Annotated in this window: 14 protein-coding genes; 3 read left to right on the top strand and 11 right to left on the bottom strand. The window is 66.7% G+C overall.

What is annotated here, in order from left to right; all coding sequences use genetic code 11:
• Nucleotides 1–32: 32 nt before the first annotated feature.
• Entirely contained in the window at nt 33–701 is a 669-nt protein-coding gene (gene rsmG, locus ACFJIX_RS07475) for a 16S rRNA (guanine(527)-N(7))-methyltransferase RsmG (RefSeq protein WP_377158814.1), read from the bottom strand.
• 22 nt (nt 702–723) lie between these two features.
• Nucleotides 724–2688: a tRNA uridine-5-carboxymethylaminomethyl(34) synthesis enzyme MnmG gene (gene mnmG, locus ACFJIX_RS07470; RefSeq protein WP_377161662.1), complete on the bottom strand. Its 1965-nt coding sequence runs from the start codon at nt 2686–2688 to the stop codon at nt 724–726.
• Between the two features lie 209 nt (nt 2689–2897).
• Between mnmG and ACFJIX_RS07465 the strand changes: the two genes are divergently transcribed.
• Nucleotides 2898–3155 (top strand): YkgJ family cysteine cluster protein, encoded by a 258-nt coding sequence (locus ACFJIX_RS07465; RefSeq protein WP_377161660.1) that lies wholly within the window; start codon nt 2898–2900, stop codon nt 3153–3155.
• A 125-nt stretch (nt 3156–3280) separates the two neighbouring features.
• Complete coding sequence (locus ACFJIX_RS07460; protein ID WP_377158812.1) at nt 3281–4282, top strand: Bug family tripartite tricarboxylate transporter substrate binding protein; 1002 nt, start codon at nt 3281–3283, stop codon at nt 4280–4282.
• Nucleotides 4283–4312: 30 nt separating this feature from the next.
• Here ACFJIX_RS07460 and ACFJIX_RS07455 read toward each other — a convergent pair whose 3' ends face one another.
• The 4 genes from ACFJIX_RS07455 to ACFJIX_RS07440 form a co-directional block, all read right to left on the bottom strand.
• Nucleotides 4313–6481, bottom strand: coding sequence for a peptidase domain-containing ABC transporter (locus ACFJIX_RS07455; protein WP_377158810.1), 2169 nt, complete (start codon nt 6479–6481; stop codon nt 4313–4315).
• Nucleotides 6474–7721, bottom strand: coding sequence for an HlyD family secretion protein (locus tag ACFJIX_RS07450; RefSeq protein ID WP_377158808.1), 1248 nt, complete (start codon nt 7719–7721; stop codon nt 6474–6476). Before ACFJIX_RS07450 ends, ACFJIX_RS07455 begins: the two co-directional genes overlap by 8 nt.
• 50 nt (nt 7722–7771) lie before the next feature.
• Nucleotides 7772–7957, bottom strand: coding sequence for a hypothetical protein (locus tag ACFJIX_RS07445; protein ID WP_377158806.1), 186 nt, complete (start codon nt 7955–7957; stop codon nt 7772–7774).
• A gap of 125 nt (nt 7958–8082) precedes the next feature.
• The gene (locus tag ACFJIX_RS07440; RefSeq protein WP_377158805.1) at nt 8083–8796 is read right to left on the bottom strand and encodes a helix-turn-helix transcriptional regulator; all 714 of its coding nucleotides are present in this window, start codon (nt 8794–8796) and stop codon (nt 8083–8085) included.
• Nucleotides 8797–9109: 313 nt separating this feature from the next.
• Between ACFJIX_RS07440 and ACFJIX_RS07435 the strand changes: the two genes are divergently transcribed.
• The gene (locus ACFJIX_RS07435; RefSeq protein WP_331614106.1) at nt 9110–9400 is read left to right on the top strand and encodes a hypothetical protein; all 291 of its coding nucleotides are present in this window, start codon (nt 9110–9112) and stop codon (nt 9398–9400) included.
• A 15-nt stretch (nt 9401–9415) separates the two neighbouring features.
• Here the strand turns inward: ACFJIX_RS07435 and ACFJIX_RS07430 are convergent, their stop codons facing one another.
• From ACFJIX_RS07430 to ACFJIX_RS07410, 5 genes are all read right to left on the bottom strand, one after another.
• Entirely contained in the window at nt 9416–10189 is a 774-nt protein-coding gene (locus ACFJIX_RS07430; RefSeq protein WP_377158803.1) for an ABC transporter permease, read from the bottom strand.
• 402 nt (nt 10190–10591) lie between these two features.
• A complete protein-coding gene (locus ACFJIX_RS07425; RefSeq protein WP_377158801.1) occupies nt 10592–11401 on the bottom strand; it encodes an ATP-binding cassette domain-containing protein in 810 nt (269 codons plus the stop codon).
• Nucleotides 11398–11742, bottom strand: a complete 345-nt coding sequence (locus tag ACFJIX_RS07420; protein ID WP_377158799.1) for an alpha/beta hydrolase — start codon at nt 11740–11742, stop codon at nt 11398–11400. Before ACFJIX_RS07420 ends, ACFJIX_RS07425 begins: the two co-directional genes overlap by 4 nt.
• Entirely contained in the window at nt 11624–12946 is a 1323-nt protein-coding gene (locus ACFJIX_RS07415) for an alpha/beta fold hydrolase (RefSeq protein ID WP_377158797.1), read from the bottom strand. The genes ACFJIX_RS07420 and ACFJIX_RS07415 overlap by 119 nt, the downstream gene beginning before the upstream one ends.
• 66 nt (nt 12947–13012) lie before the next feature.
• Complete coding sequence (locus tag ACFJIX_RS07410; RefSeq protein ID WP_377158795.1) at nt 13013–13492, bottom strand: MaoC family dehydratase; 480 nt, start codon at nt 13490–13492, stop codon at nt 13013–13015.
• Between the last annotated feature and the right edge of the window lie 67 nt (nt 13493–13559).

Raw genomic sequence — 13559 nt, 5'->3', positions numbered from 1 at the left:
TCGGTGGGCAGGGCTCTGGAGAGGGGCGCAGCTTAACCGATGGCGGCCGTCGGACGAATCCACAGCAGGCAACGTTGAGCGTCGAGACCCGGAACGTTCAGCTGTTCCACGTGAAACACCGACAGATCCGGGGCACGTTGGGCGAGTTCGGCGAGCTCTTCAGTGGGATGCTGGCCCTTCATCGCTGCCCACACAGCCCCCGGCTTCAAGTGCATCCGGGTCCACTCGGTAAAGTCGGCAAGCGAGGCGAATGCCCGCGAAGTGATGACGTCGAAGGGCGCCGTCTTCAGTTGCTCTACCCGAGAGTGCTCAGCGTGCAGATTGGGCAATCCAATCTCCGCAGCGACTTGGGCGATGAAGAAAGCCTTCTTGCCGACGGTGTCCACGCACGTGACATCGATGGTCGCGTCGCAGATGGCGATGACCACGCCCGGCAGGCCGCCGCCGCTCCCCACGTCCATCAGCCGGAGCGGTTCCCCGGCAGCATGCCGCCGCAGCGGCGGGATCAGGCTGAGGCTGTCCACCAGATGCTGAGTCAGCATCGCCTGGGGATCGCGAACGGCAGTCAGGTTGTAGACCTTGTTCCACTTCGACAGCAGGTCGAGATAAGCGATCAGCCGGTCAAGTTGCTCGTCAGTGAGGGCGAGCCCAAGTGTTTCAGCGGCGGTAGCGAGGCGGGAACGGCGGTCGAGGTCGGTCATCGATGAGCGGATGAGGAAGGAATCAAGCGGCAGTCGAGTCGACCAAGGTGTGATCGGTAAAGCCCTTGAAGCGGCCCTTCCGGAGATGGATCAATAGGAGCGAGATCGCCGCTGGCGTGATGCCGGAAATCCGCGATGCTTGGCCGAGCGTCTCCGGGCGATGTTTGCCCAGCTTCTGGCGAGCTTCAAAGGAGAGGGCGGTGACCAAGCCGTAGTCCAGGTCGTCGGGCAGCTTCAGGTGCTCGTAGTTTGATGCACGGGCAACATCTTCCTGCTGCTTGCTGATGTAGCCAGCGTACTTCACGCCAACTTCCAGTTGCTCAATGACCGCCGCGGCGAGATCGGTTCCCAGTGATTCAGCAAGGGCGGTGCGAGTGACGCCGGCGCCAGGGCGTGCAATGGATGCCACTTCAGCGATGGTGTCGAACGTGACCCCCGGTCGACGCAGCAGGTCGATGAGGTTGTACTCACGCTCCAGCGCCTTGCCCACCAGCCGCTCGGCATCGGCCGCTGGAAGGATGTTCGGATTCACCCAGGTCGATTTCAGCTTCTCTGTTTCACGTGAAACAGCATCGCGCTTCCGGTTGAAGGCATCCCAGCGAGCATCGTCGACCAGCCCCAGTTGGCGGCCAGCTTCGGTGAGGCGCATGTCGGCGTTGTCTTCTCGAAGCTGCAAGCGGAACTCGGCACGGCTCGTGAACATCCGGTAGGGCTCGGTGACGCCCTTGGTGATCAAGTCGTCGACCAGCACGCCCAGATAGGCTTGGTCGCGGCTCGGGAGCCAAGCATCCTTGCCCTGGATCTGAAGCGCCGCATTCAATCCGGCGAACAATCCTTGCGCCGCCGCCTCTTCATAGCCGGTCGTGCCGTTGATCTGACCAGCGAAGAACAGGCCCCCGATAGCGCGGGTCTCGAAGCTGGACTTCAGCTCCCGCGGGTCGAAGTAGTCGTACTCGATCGCGTACCCGGGCCGAAGAATGTGCGCGTTCTCCAGGCCGGGGATCGACCGGACGGCGGCCAACTGGATATCGAAGGGAAGGGAGGTCGAAATGCCGTTCGGATAGAACTCGTGCGTCGTCAGGCCCTCGGGCTCCAGGAAGATCTGGTGCGAGTTCTTGTCGGCAAAACGATTGACCTTGTCCTCGATGGACGGGCAGTAGCGCGGGCCGACACCCTCGATGACGCCCGTGAACATCGGGCTGCGGTCGAAGCCGGAACGGATGATCTCGTGGGTGCGCTCGTTGGTGTGCGTGATCCAGCAGGGAAGCTGCCGAGGATGCTGCGCGGCGTTCCCCATGAAGCTGAACACAGGCACCGGGTCCAGATCGCCTGGCTGCTCCGCGCACTTCGAGAAATCGATGGTGCGGCCATCCAGGCGCGGCGGGGTGCCGGTCTTGAGGCGGCCTTGAGGCAGCTTGAGCTCCTTGAGCCGTCCCGACAACGATACCGCCGGCGGATCGCCGGCGCGGCCGGCTGCATAGTTCTCAAGACCGATGTGGATCTTCCCGTCGAGGAAGGTCCCTGCGGTCAGCACCACGGCGCGAGCGCGGAAACGCAGACCCGATTGCGTGATGGCGCCGACGACGCGGTCGCCCTCGACCATCAGGTCGTCCACGGCCTGCTGGAACAGCATCAGGTTGGGCTGGTTCTCCAGCCGGTGGCGGATGGCCGCCTTGTAGAGAATGCGATCGGCTTGCGCGCGGGTGGCGCGCACGGCCGGACCCTTGGAGCCGTTCAGGATGCGGAACTGGATGCCACCCTCGTCGGTCGCCGCGGCCATCGCTCCGCCCAACGCATCGACTTCCTTGACCAGATGGCCCTTGCCGATCCCGCCGATCGACGGATTGCAGCTCATCTGCCCCAGCGTCTCGATGTTGTGGGTCAGCAGCAATGTGCTGACGCCCATGCGGGCGGCTGCCAGCGCGGCCTCGGTACCGGCATGGCCGCCACCGACCACGATCACGTCGAACTCTTTCGGATAAAGCATGGCAAGGCGTCCAGCGAAATCGGCGATCAGATGGATCAAGGCCATCGCGACGCGCCCAAGGCGCGAAATCAGGCGATGGAAGCCGGCTGGCGTTCAGATGAGGGAAGGGGGCGATTTTACGCGGGGCTGTGGATAAGTCACTGCCTCATGGGCATCGCCAAAGGACCTTGTTGGCGCCATTCACGGCGAGCGGCGACAATCCGTCTCCCATGAATTGCCGCCCCTCCTGCGCCGCCTGCTGCATCGCGCCGTCGATCAGCAGTCCGATCCCCGGCATGCCTGACGGCAAGCCGGCCGGGGTGCGCTGCATCCAGCTCGATGAAGCGCTGCGCTGCAAGATCTTTGGCCAACCGGAGCGGCCCGCGGTGTGCGGTTCCTTGCCCCCTTCCGAAGACATGTGCGGCGACTCCCGCGAACAGGCGATGCGCTGGCTGGGCTGGATGGAAGAAGAGACGCGACCCTTTTGAGCGTCCTGTCGACCCCTCTCGCCGGGGTGGGGGCGGCGGCCGCCCGGCCCAGGGCCCTGAAAGCACGCTGACAGCGGGCCCCGCGTAGAGTCGGACTTTCCAGAAGAACCTATCGGAGACTCCGCATGATCCCCATCGACGAGGACCGCCGCCGCTTCCTCCTGCAGTCCACTGCGCTCGGCGCCGCTGGCGCCGCCCTCGGCGCGTCGTTCCCTGCCTTTGCGCAATCGACCTGGCCATCGCGGAACGTGCGTTTCGTCGTGCCCTTCGCTCCGGGTGGCAGTAGCGAGATCGTCGCCCGCGCAACCGCCGCCGAACTCAGCAAGACGTTGGGACAGTCGGTCTACGTCGACAACAAGCCCGGCGGCGGCGGCAACATCGCGATGAGCGAGGTTGCCCGCGCGGAAGATCAGCACACGCTGATCCTCGGCCACATCGGCACGCTGGCGGTGAACCCGTACATCTACGACAAGCTGCCCTACGACCCCAACCGCGACTTCAAGCCCATCACGCTGCTGGCCAAGGTGCCCAGCCTCTACGTCGTCCACCCCGACGTGCCGGCGCGCAACCTGAAGGAGTGGGTGGCTCTCGTGCGCAAGAACCCGGGCAAGTTCAGCTACGGTTCTGCGGGCAACGGTAGTGCGGGGCACCTGGCGATGGAATACCTGAAGATGGTCGCCGACCTCTTCATCCTGCACGTGCCGTATCGAGGCACCGGCCCGCAGTTGACGGACCTGCTCGCGGGGCGCCTCGAGGCGGCCTCCGTGGGCGCGCCGGCCATCATGCAGTTCATCAAGGCAGGCAAGCTACGTTGCATCGCGACCGGCTCCAAGGAGCGCCTGCCGCAACTGCCCGATGTGCCGACGGTCGCGGAACAGGGCTACCCCGGCTTCGAGATGACGCAGTGGTACGGGCTGTGCGCGCCGGCCAACCTGGCGCAAGCCAACGTCGACAAGCTGGCGGTCGAATCGGTGAAGGCGATCCGTTCCGCGTCGGCCCGGGAGCGTCTGAGCCATGACGCGGCCGAGGCTGTGGGCAACACGCCCGCGCAGTTCACGGCATTCATCGCGCAGGAGCAGCAGCGCTGGAAGCAGGTCGTGGCCCGCGCGAAGATCAAGCCGGATTGAACGGAAGAGACGGCGTCTGCGGGGCGCAGCTCAGCGGTGCTGGACCGAGCGGAGGTCCAGCACCACCCGTCCGCCCTGCAGGCTGACGACGCGCTGCGCCGCCGCGATCGTTTCGGGGCGGTGCGCGATGACGATGCGCGTCAGCGACAGCTGGCGAAGGCTCGCGTTGACGAGCCGCTCGCGCTCGACGTCGAGTGCGCTGGTGGCCTCGTCCAGGAACAGGAAACTCGGCCGCTTGTACAGCGCGCGCGCCAGCAGGATGCGCTGGCGCTGACCGCCGGACAGGCTTGAGCCCATGTCGCCGATCAGCGTCTGCAGGCGCATCGGCATGGCCTCGATATCCTCGAGCACACAGGCCAGCCTTGCGCACTCGCGCACCCAGTCCGGATCGACGTCGAGGTCGAAGAAGCTGATGTTGTCGGCAATGCTGCCGGCGAAAAGCTGGTCATCCTGCATCACCGTGCCGATGCGTTCGCGCCAGGCGTTAGCGCCCAACTGCGTCAGCGCCACGCCGCCGATGCGGATCTCACCGTGCTGCGGCGCATGGATGCCCAGCATCAGCTTCATCAGCGTCGTCTTGCCGCAACCCGAAGGCCCGACGATCGCGACCGACTCCCCGGGTTCGATGCGAAGAGAGCAGCCGGCGATGACCTCCGGCTCACCATCGGCGTAGCGGAAGCGCAGGCCATCGAGTTCCAGCGCCGCGTCGTGCGGCACCGCGCGGCCGGGTGCTTCGAACTCCGCCTCGGGTGCGGTCAGCACGATGTCGGCCAAGCGCTCGCCTTGGAGCCGCAGCATCTTCAGCGCGACCACCTTGTCGATCAGCCCGGCGATGCGCTGGCTGAACTGGTCCTTGTAGGCGAGGAAAGCGAACAGCATGCCCACCGACAGCGCGTTGTCCAGCACCAGCATCGCGCCCATTGCGACGATGACCACGCGTTCCAGACCGAACAGCAGCTTGTTGCCCTGTGTCATGCCGAGTTCGAGCTTGCGGCCGGTCAGTGACGCGTTCATCTGCTCGACGATCAGGTTGGCGAAGCGCGCGCCGCGATCCGCCTGCGCATTGAAGAGCTTGATCGCCTGCGCGCCGCGCAGCGATTCGAGGAAATGCGTGTTCTGGCGCGCCTCGTGGGTCAACGCTTCTTCCTGCGCGTCGCGCAGCGGTCGGAAACAGGCCCAGCGCAGCAGCGCATAGCCGGCCACTGCGGCCAGCGCGACAGCCGTCAGACGACCGCTGTAAAGCACCATCATCGCCAGCGTCAGCAGCACCATCAGACCGTCGAGGATGGCCTCGATGAAGCTGCCCGTGAGCGTCTTCTGGATCTCCTGCACGCTGGAGAACCGAGACCAGATGTCGCCCAGGTGGCGCTTCTCGAACCAGGCGAGCGGCAGCCGCAGCAGATGCGAGAACACGTTGGAAAGCCACTGCAGGTTCAGCGATGCGGACAGGATCATCACCGCCCACGAGCGCAGCAGCCCGACACCCACTTGCAGCAGGACCAGCAGCGCGAAGCCGATGCCCAGCGTCACGAGCAGGTCGCGATCGGCGCTGACGATGACACCGTCGACGGTCCATTGCAGCAGGAACGGCGCGAGGAGGCCGAGCAGCTCCAGCCCCAGCGCGAGGGCCAGGACTTGCGCGATCGAGCGTTTCAGGCCGGTCACGTGACCGAGCAGCTGGCGCCACTTCGGCGCAGGCGCAGGCGCCTTGCGCGCGAAGTCCATGCCCGGGCGTAGTTCGAGGGCGACCCCGGTGAAATGCTTGGAGACCTCGGCGAGCATCAGCCTGCGCTCGCCATGCGCGGGATCGAGGACGACGGCACGGTCGCCGTCGACACGTTCCAGCACGACGAAGTGGTTGAAGTCCCAGTGCAGGATGCAGGGCGTCTGCAGCTTGTGCAGCGTCTGCGGCTCGGCGCGCAGGGCGCGGGCGGTGAGACCCAGTTGCGCGCCCATGCGGACCAGATCCGCCATGGTCAGACCCTTGAGGGAGACCGCGAAACGGTCGCGCAGCTCGCCGAGCGTCCAGCGCTGGCCATGCGCGCCGGCGACCATCGCGAGGCACGCGAGGCCACACTCGGCGGCCTCGGTCTGCAGGATGACGGGACGGCGGCGGCGCCAGCCGAGGTTCAGCCGCGACAGGATGCCGTCGGGCGTGGCGCCCGAGACAGGGGCGCCGGAAGAGGGGGCATCAGACACGGCGGACGAGGCTCAACAGCGGTTCGAAGATCCATTCGATCAGACGGCGCCGCTCAAGAAGCACGTCGGCTTCGAGAAGCATACCGGGGCTGAGCGTCTGGTCCTGCCCGTAGGCCTCGACCGACTGGCGTTGGAGCTGCACCGTGATGCGATACATCGGCTCGCCTTGCGCCATCGCGGCAGGCAGACCGAGTTGCGCGAGTTCCGCTGCCTGTAGCGGCGTACGCGAGACCTGCAGCACCTCGCCTTGCTGCTGGCCGAACTTCTGATACGGAAACGCCTGGTAGCGCAGCAGCACCGCCTGATGTGGTCTCAGGAAGCCGACGGCGCTGGACGGTGCGTAGAGGTGGGCCTGCAGTTGCGTGCGCGCTGGCAGCAGGGCGGCGAGCTGCGTGCCGGCCTGAACGACCTGGCCAGGCTCGGCGAGCACGGTGCTCATCTGACCGTCGCTGGGCGCACGCAACACCAGTCGTCGGCGCGCTTCGTTTTCGACGCCTTGCGCCTGCAGCGCGGCGATGTCGCGTGCGAGTTCCCCTTGCTGGACCTGCGCCTTCAACGGAATCGACTGAAGCTCAGCTTGCAAGCCCAACGCCTCCCGCTGCAGGTTCTCGCGCTCTCGCGCCAGCGCCTGCCGTTGGGCCTGCAAGCCAAGCAACTCCTCCCGCTTGGTCTGGACCTGGGCACTCGAAACGAACTGGTCCTTCGCCAGCGATTCGAGCCGTCCCAGACTCTGCTGCGCCAGTGCTTCGCGCTGGGCATGCAGCTGCAGCTCGGCGTCTGCCTGCTGCAGTGTGGATGCGAGCGTGACGACCCGCGCCTTCAGCGACGCCGCCTGACTCTGCGCAAGTTCCCGCTGCTGCGCCTGCGCGGCACCCAGCGATTGCTCACGATCCTTCAAGGTCCGCGACAGGCCATCGCCAGTCGGGTTGGCGCTGTCGAGCGACAGCACGAACAGCACGTCACCTTCGCGGACTTGCTGCCCGTCCTGGACGGGTCGTGCCATGACGGTGGCGCTTTGCGGCACGCTCAGCCGCATCACGCCCCGCTCGGGCACCAGCAAGCCGTTGACGCGGGCCTTGCGGGTGTATTCGGTACTGAACAGGAAGGCACCGACTGCGATCACACCGCCCAGCGCCAGAATGCTCAGCCACTTCAACGTGGTCGGTCGATGCAATTGCACCGAACCCAGCCAGGCCTGCTGTTGCGAGGCCTGCGCCTCGGCGCGGAACAGCGCCACCACGATTTGCTACGCCTTGTTGCGAACCTGACGGTTCGCGAAACATGGAGGGTTTACCAAGTGCCCTTGGGTGCGGGTTCGACTTCCGCGGCGGACACATCGACGAGGACAGTCTGCCCCACCAGCCACGTGCCCTTCGGAGCGCCACCGCCGACATGCACCAGGGACTGCAGGTCCAACTCGACCAGACCTTCTTCGACTTGCGTGTTGACGGCGATGTTTTGGGGTTGGGCTTGCATGAGAGGCTCCAGATTCGGTGACGTGCCCAGGAATGTGTTGAGCACGGAACGGATTGAAGCAGCGTGCGGACGCCCGCATAACTGTCAGCTCTTACAGTGTTTACAAGCTGGCGCCGAAGGCAGCATCAGCGAATCAGGCCCAGCCGCAGGGCCTTGAGCACCGCCTGGTGCTTGTTCGAGCAGGCCAGCTTGTGCATCGCATTGTTGATGTGCAACACGGCCGTCCGCTCGGTGATGCTGAGGATCGCGCCGACTTCCCAGGCGGTCTTGCCTTCCATCGTCCAATGCAGGCACTCGAGTTCGCGCGGCGTGAGCCGGGGAGATTCGATGACCTTCTCTTCCGGCAGCAGCACGCGCAGCGCGGTGTCCACCGCGTGCACGGCGAACAGCTGAAGATCCGCGACCATGCGCGTCAACTGGCCCGAGTCGCTGGGCAATGGCTGATCGCGATCGACGCCGAGTACGAAATGCCGCCCCTCGGGCAGATGCAGCGCCAGGCAGATGCCGGTGCTGTAGCCGAATTGCGCCTGCGATTCCCAGATGTCGCTCGCGCCGTGACGGGCGTAGGTCTGACGGTCCCAGACGATCGGCATGCTGTTGCGCTTGCAATGCTGCATCACCGGATCGCGGCGGCCGAACTCCGGTGCGTGCATCACTTCGGCGTAGCCCACGGGGCAGTTGTCGATGGTGATGAACTCGGTCTCGGCCAGCGTGTGATCGACGACCGTGATGGCCGACACCGTCTGGAAGTCCAGCTTATGCGCGAAGCGGATCACCTCACTGCGGAACTCTTCGCGTGAGCGCGCTTCCAGGACTGATTGATAACCGCCTTGCAGCATTGATCGCTCCGGCCCGTGGCCGGCCTAGTGGGCCTCTTCGGTCGCTGTGGCGGACCTGCTCGCCTGTCTGTGATCCGCCACGCGCCCCATCGGGCCGCATAGGTCACGTGACGCATTCACGCCCCTGACAGGGTTTACAGCTGGCGAGCCGACCGCTTCGTGACCACACTTCTGGTCAAGGGGAGAAGCAGCAACCGCCGATCCGCAATAGCCAAACCAAACAATTCTGACAATGACACCAGCTTGGATTGTGTACGCGTGGCCACGAATATTGTGTGATGTCCAGCGTTTGCCCCGCTTACAGTTCGCGCATTTGAGCACGCGCGTGTTGGTGACGGGAGACGAGGATCACCCGGCCATGGGGCAAACCCTGTGGAGCGGCGAATCTGAATTCGGTGCAGCCGGTGTGGCGTGGGACTGGGTGCGCATGCCTTACGGGGTGGTGTCGATGGTCGATCCGATGGCGCTCGTGACCAACATGCAGTTCCTGAATGGTGAGGGCGAGGTGCTCGCGCCGATCGAATCGGCGATCCAGCTCAATGGCATCGTGCACATGCTGCCTTGGCAGGAGCAGGTCCAGCTGGCGCTCGCCACGCGCCACTGAGTACCCTGGTGCCGCTCATCGCGCCACCGCGGCGCGCATCGAGCGGGCCACCAGCGCGAGTCCGCCGAACGTGAGCGCGGCACCGACGATCACCGTCGGCATCACTTTCGCAAAGGTCAGCGGTTCGCCCTTGAGCACCTGCATCATGAGCTGGTTCTGACCGAGCCCCGGCACCCACAAGTGCCAGGAGGCCTCTCCCCCTGGATTGACGATGGCCACCATCGGCGTCAGGGCGATGGCGGTGATGACCAGCGTCGTGCTCGCCTGCGCCTCCTTGAAGGTCTTGGTGCGGATCGCCAGCGCCATCAGCACAGCGGACAGCCCCGCGCCCAGCGGGATCTGCAGCAGCAGGAAGCGCAACGCCTCGCCCCAGCCGAACTGGAACATCGCGGCGAGCGCGTCGCTGCGCATCAACCATTGGCCGGGCAGGAAGCTGAGGTTGGACAGCACCGCAACCAGCAGCCCGGCCATCAGCACGGCGGCCCACTTGCCCGCGACGATCGCTGAATGAGGCGCCGGGTTGACCAGCAGCGGTTCGAGCGAACCGCGTTCGCGTTCGCCGGCGGTGCTGTCGAGCGCCGCGGTCAGCGCGCCGTAGAGCACCGCCATCATGATGAACATCGGCAACATCTGAGTGAGCCGCGTGGAGCGCGCCTGCATGCTGGCGAGGTCGCGTTCCTGGACGTCGATCGGGCGGAGCTGCTGCGCGCCGATGCCGCGCATCGCGAGGGTCAGCGTCGCGCGTTCGCTGCTGAAGCCCTGCAGCAGGCGGCCGAGCGCGCGCGACACCGGCCTCCGCGCGCTGGTTGGCGCTGTCGCTCACGATCTCCACCGTCGCCGGCTCGCCGCCAGCGAGCAGCGTCTCGAAGTCCGCCGGCACGACGAGGACCGGATCGGTGAGCTTCGAATCGCGCAGCCGCGCTTCGTAGTCGACGGGCGCGGTCTTGATCGTGTAGGTCTGGCGTTCGATGTAGTTGCGCAGGGTCGGCGCGTGCTCGATGCCCGCGACGAGCACCTCGCGCTGCTCCGCGCGCTCCTGCAGCGAGGCCGCCAAGCCCGACATCAGGGTCAGCATCAGCGGGCCCATCAGCACCGACGGGATCAGCAGGCGCAGGAGCGTGCGGCGGTCGCGGAGGGCATCGAGGACCTCCTTGGCGAAGACCGTCCGGAAGGCTTTGAAGAACGGACCGTTCATGCGGACTCCAGGCGCGCGGGCGCGGCTTCGGGGAAGGCGAGGTCGACGAAGGCGTCCTCGAAGCGCTGGCGGCCGGTCTGCGCCAGCAGTCCGTCGACGGTGCCCGTGGCCACCGAGCGGCCGTGGGACATCACGACCACCTGGTCGCAGAGCTGTTCCACCTCTTGCATGATGTGGCTGGAGAAGACGATGCACTTGCCACCGCCTTCGGGCGAGCGCAGGTGGCGCAGGACCTCGCGCAACGCGCGCGTGGCGACGACGTCCAGACCATTGGTGGGCTCGTCCAGCACGATGTTGGCCGGGTCGTGGACGAGCGCGCGGGCCAGAGCGGTTTTCATCCGTTCGCCCTGGCTGAAGCCTTCGGCGCGGCGATCAAGGATCGCGCGAAGGTCCAGCAACTCGGCCAGCGATTCGGTCCGTGCCTGCGCCTCGTCCATCGGCATGTCCTGCAACCGCGCGAAGTAGACGATGTTTTCGCGTGCCGTGAGTCGAGGGTACAGGCCGTGCGCGTCACCAAGGATGCCCATCCGCGCCAAGGCCGCGCGCGGTTGCTTCAGCACGTCGAGGCCGTCGACCTCGATCGTGCCGCGGTCGGGCGGGAAGAGGCCCGCGAGCATCCGCAACGACGTGGTCTTGCCGGCGCCGTTGGGGCCGAGCAGGCCGGTGATGCGACCGTTGGGTGCGTCGAGGTTCAGGTGCTCCACGGCGATGACCGTACGGGCCTGGGCCTTCTTTCCGAACATCGACGCCAGCGACCCTCCGCCGCGCGTCTGGAAGGTCTTGTGGAGTGCATGCAGGCGGATCATCGGTCGGACTCCCGGGCGGCGGAGGCGGCGGCCGCGATGGCGGCCGGCGTGGGGGGCAGGAACGCGGGCGGACGGGGCACGCCCTTGGCACAACTCGCATCCACTTGAAGCGCGTCGGCGTCGCGCGGCGCGTCGATGAAGCGGAACAGCACGTCGCGCATGCAGGGCAGGGTCAGCGCGACGCCGTGGCCGGCGGCACCGACGACGACGTGACGCGCCTGGTCACCGAGCGCAACCTTCACGCGTTGCCCGTGCCGCTCCGGCGTGGCGGGATCGTTCCCGCCGCTGGTGAGCAGGACCGGGGACCTGGCCGTCGGGATCGTGTAGAAAGCCGGCGGCACCTCGCCGCGCGGCCACGCGCCGCAGACACGGGCATAGAGGTCCCGGTCCAGGGTGCCGAAGTCGGGGCGCGGGCGCTTCGGTCGAGGCCGCGATGCGCGGCGCGTCCTCGGCGCAGACGACGGAAAAGTGCATGCCCTCGAAGATCCGCATCGCCCGCGATCCGCCGCCCAGTTGACCGGCCAGACCGGCCAGCGCGTCGAAGCGACCCAGCGAGGCCTCGTGCAACGCGGCCGGAAGCGCCGCGGCGACGCTGGGGGCATACAGCGTCGGCCGGACCAGCCCGAGCAGGCCCTCACGCGTCAGCGTCGCCTCCTCCGGCCGGCCGGTCAGCGGTTGCGTGAACGAGACCTTGCGCGGCAGACTCTTGAGCAGCCCCTGCCACTCGGATTGCAGACCGGGGAAACGCGAGGCGCAGGACGCATCGGCCGCGCAAGCGCTGAACACCGTGTCCAGCGCCCGCTGCGAGTCCTGCGAGAACGTGACCGGCAGCACCATGTCGGGTGGCGCGACGCCGTCGATGACACTGCGGCGCACGCGATCAGGGAACTGACGCTGGTACTCGAGCGCCGCCCGCGTGCCGTAGGACGCGCCGACCAGGTTCCAGCGCTCGACGCCAAGCGCCGCGCGGACCGCGTCCATGTCCTGCATCGCGATCGTCGTCGTGAAGAAGCGCAAGTCGCCGTAGGGCAGCTGCTTCAACGCATCGCGGCACTGTTCCAGCAGCCGGACCTTGGCGCCGGGCTTCAGCAGTTCGTCGAGGCTGCGCCCGCTGTTGTCCGGGCAGGCCAGCGGTGCCGACCGTCCCGTGCCCCGCTGGTCGATGAACACGAGATCGCGGCGGTAGTTCAGCCGGGACAGGCGGGGCATCACCGTGGCCGTCAGCGCGATGGCGCTCTGACCGGGCCCGCCGGCAAGCAGCAGCACCGGATCTGGCAGCTTGTTGCGCGCCAGCGCAGGCACGACGACGTAGTGAACGTCGATGCGGACGCTATCCGGTCGGGCGGGATCAAGCGGGCGCTTGAGGCTCCCGCACAGGACCTCGGTGGGCACGCCCTCGACGCGGCAGGGTTGCAGCGCTCGGCCAGGAGCATCGGCCCGCGCTTCGACGCCGGACAAGGCCGCCACGGCGGCCATCGCCGTCAGGGCCAGGGCGCGGATCGGCCAGGTTCGGGGGACAGGGCTTGCCCCGGGACGCATCGTCATCAACTCGCTCCTCCTTGGTGCCCGGCGATTATGGCGAGCGGGAGGCGCGCGGGCGGGTGCCTTCGGTCAGCTTTCCGACCCGCTTTCCCTGCGACCGAACATGCCCCAGCCTTCCATGCTCATCACCTGCTCGTCCTTCTGGTTGAAGACTTCCCAGGCCGAACGCACCAGGCCGATCTGCGGACGGCTGCGACTGGCCTTGGTCTCCAGCACGCGCATGCGCACGCGCAACGTGTCGCCAGGGCGCACCGGCTTGAGCCAGCGCAGGTTGTCGATGCCGGGCGAGCCCTGGCTGGTGGAGTCCAGGAGGTAGGCGTCGCACATCATGCGCATGACCAGCGCACAGGTCTGCCATCCGCTGATCGACAGGCCGCCCAGCACCGAGGCATCGGCGGCGGCTTCATCCAGATGCAGCGGTTGCGGGTCGTAGGCGGCGGCGAAGGCGAGACCCTCTTCGCGGTCGACCCGGCGCGAGCCGAACTCGCGCACCTGGCCGACGGTGAAGTCTTCGAACGCGTAGGTCTTGGCGGAGGAAGCAGTGCTCATGGAGGAGGCCCTTGGACGCGGTGGGGACTGGCAGACTGTACGAGTACGATCGACAAGTCAGAAGGAG

The organism is Roseateles sp. UC29_93 (assembly GCF_042695725.1).
Lineage (GTDB): Bacteria > Pseudomonadota > Gammaproteobacteria > Burkholderiales > Burkholderiaceae_C > Roseateles > Roseateles noduli_A.
The sequence above is the reverse complement of the archived record's forward strand: the minus strand, read 5'-3'. Positions and strand labels throughout refer to the sequence as shown.

Excerpts from the sequence above, each read along its gene's own strand:
- rsmG (WP_377158814.1), bottom strand. The coding sequence starts at position 701 with ATGACCGACCTCGACCGCCGTTCCCGCCTCGCTACCGCCGCTGAAACA.
- mnmG (WP_377161662.1), bottom strand. The coding sequence starts at position 2,688 with ATGCTTTATCCGAAAGAGTTCGACGTGATCGTGGTCGGTGGCGGCCAT.
- ACFJIX_RS07465 (WP_377161660.1), top strand. The coding sequence starts at position 2,898 with ATGAATTGCCGCCCCTCCTGCGCCGCCTGCTGCATCGCGCCGTCGATC.
- ACFJIX_RS07460 (WP_377158812.1), top strand. The coding sequence starts at position 3,281 with ATGATCCCCATCGACGAGGACCGCCGCCGCTTCCTCCTGCAGTCCACT.
- ACFJIX_RS07445 (WP_377158806.1), bottom strand. The coding sequence starts at position 7,957 with ATGCAAGCCCAACCCCAAAACATCGCCGTCAACACGCAAGTCGAAGAA.
- ACFJIX_RS07440 (WP_377158805.1), bottom strand. The coding sequence starts at position 8,796 with ATGCTGCAAGGCGGTTATCAATCAGTCCTGGAAGCGCGCTCACGCGAA.
- ACFJIX_RS07425 (WP_377158801.1), bottom strand. The coding sequence starts at position 11,401 with ATGATCCGCCTGCATGCACTCCACAAGACCTTCCAGACGCGCGGCGGA.
- ACFJIX_RS07415 (WP_377158797.1), bottom strand. The coding sequence starts at position 12,946 with ATGACGATGCGTCCCGGGGCAAGCCCTGTCCCCCGAACCTGGCCGATC.
- ACFJIX_RS07410 (WP_377158795.1), bottom strand. The coding sequence starts at position 13,492 with ATGAGCACTGCTTCCTCCGCCAAGACCTACGCGTTCGAAGACTTCACC.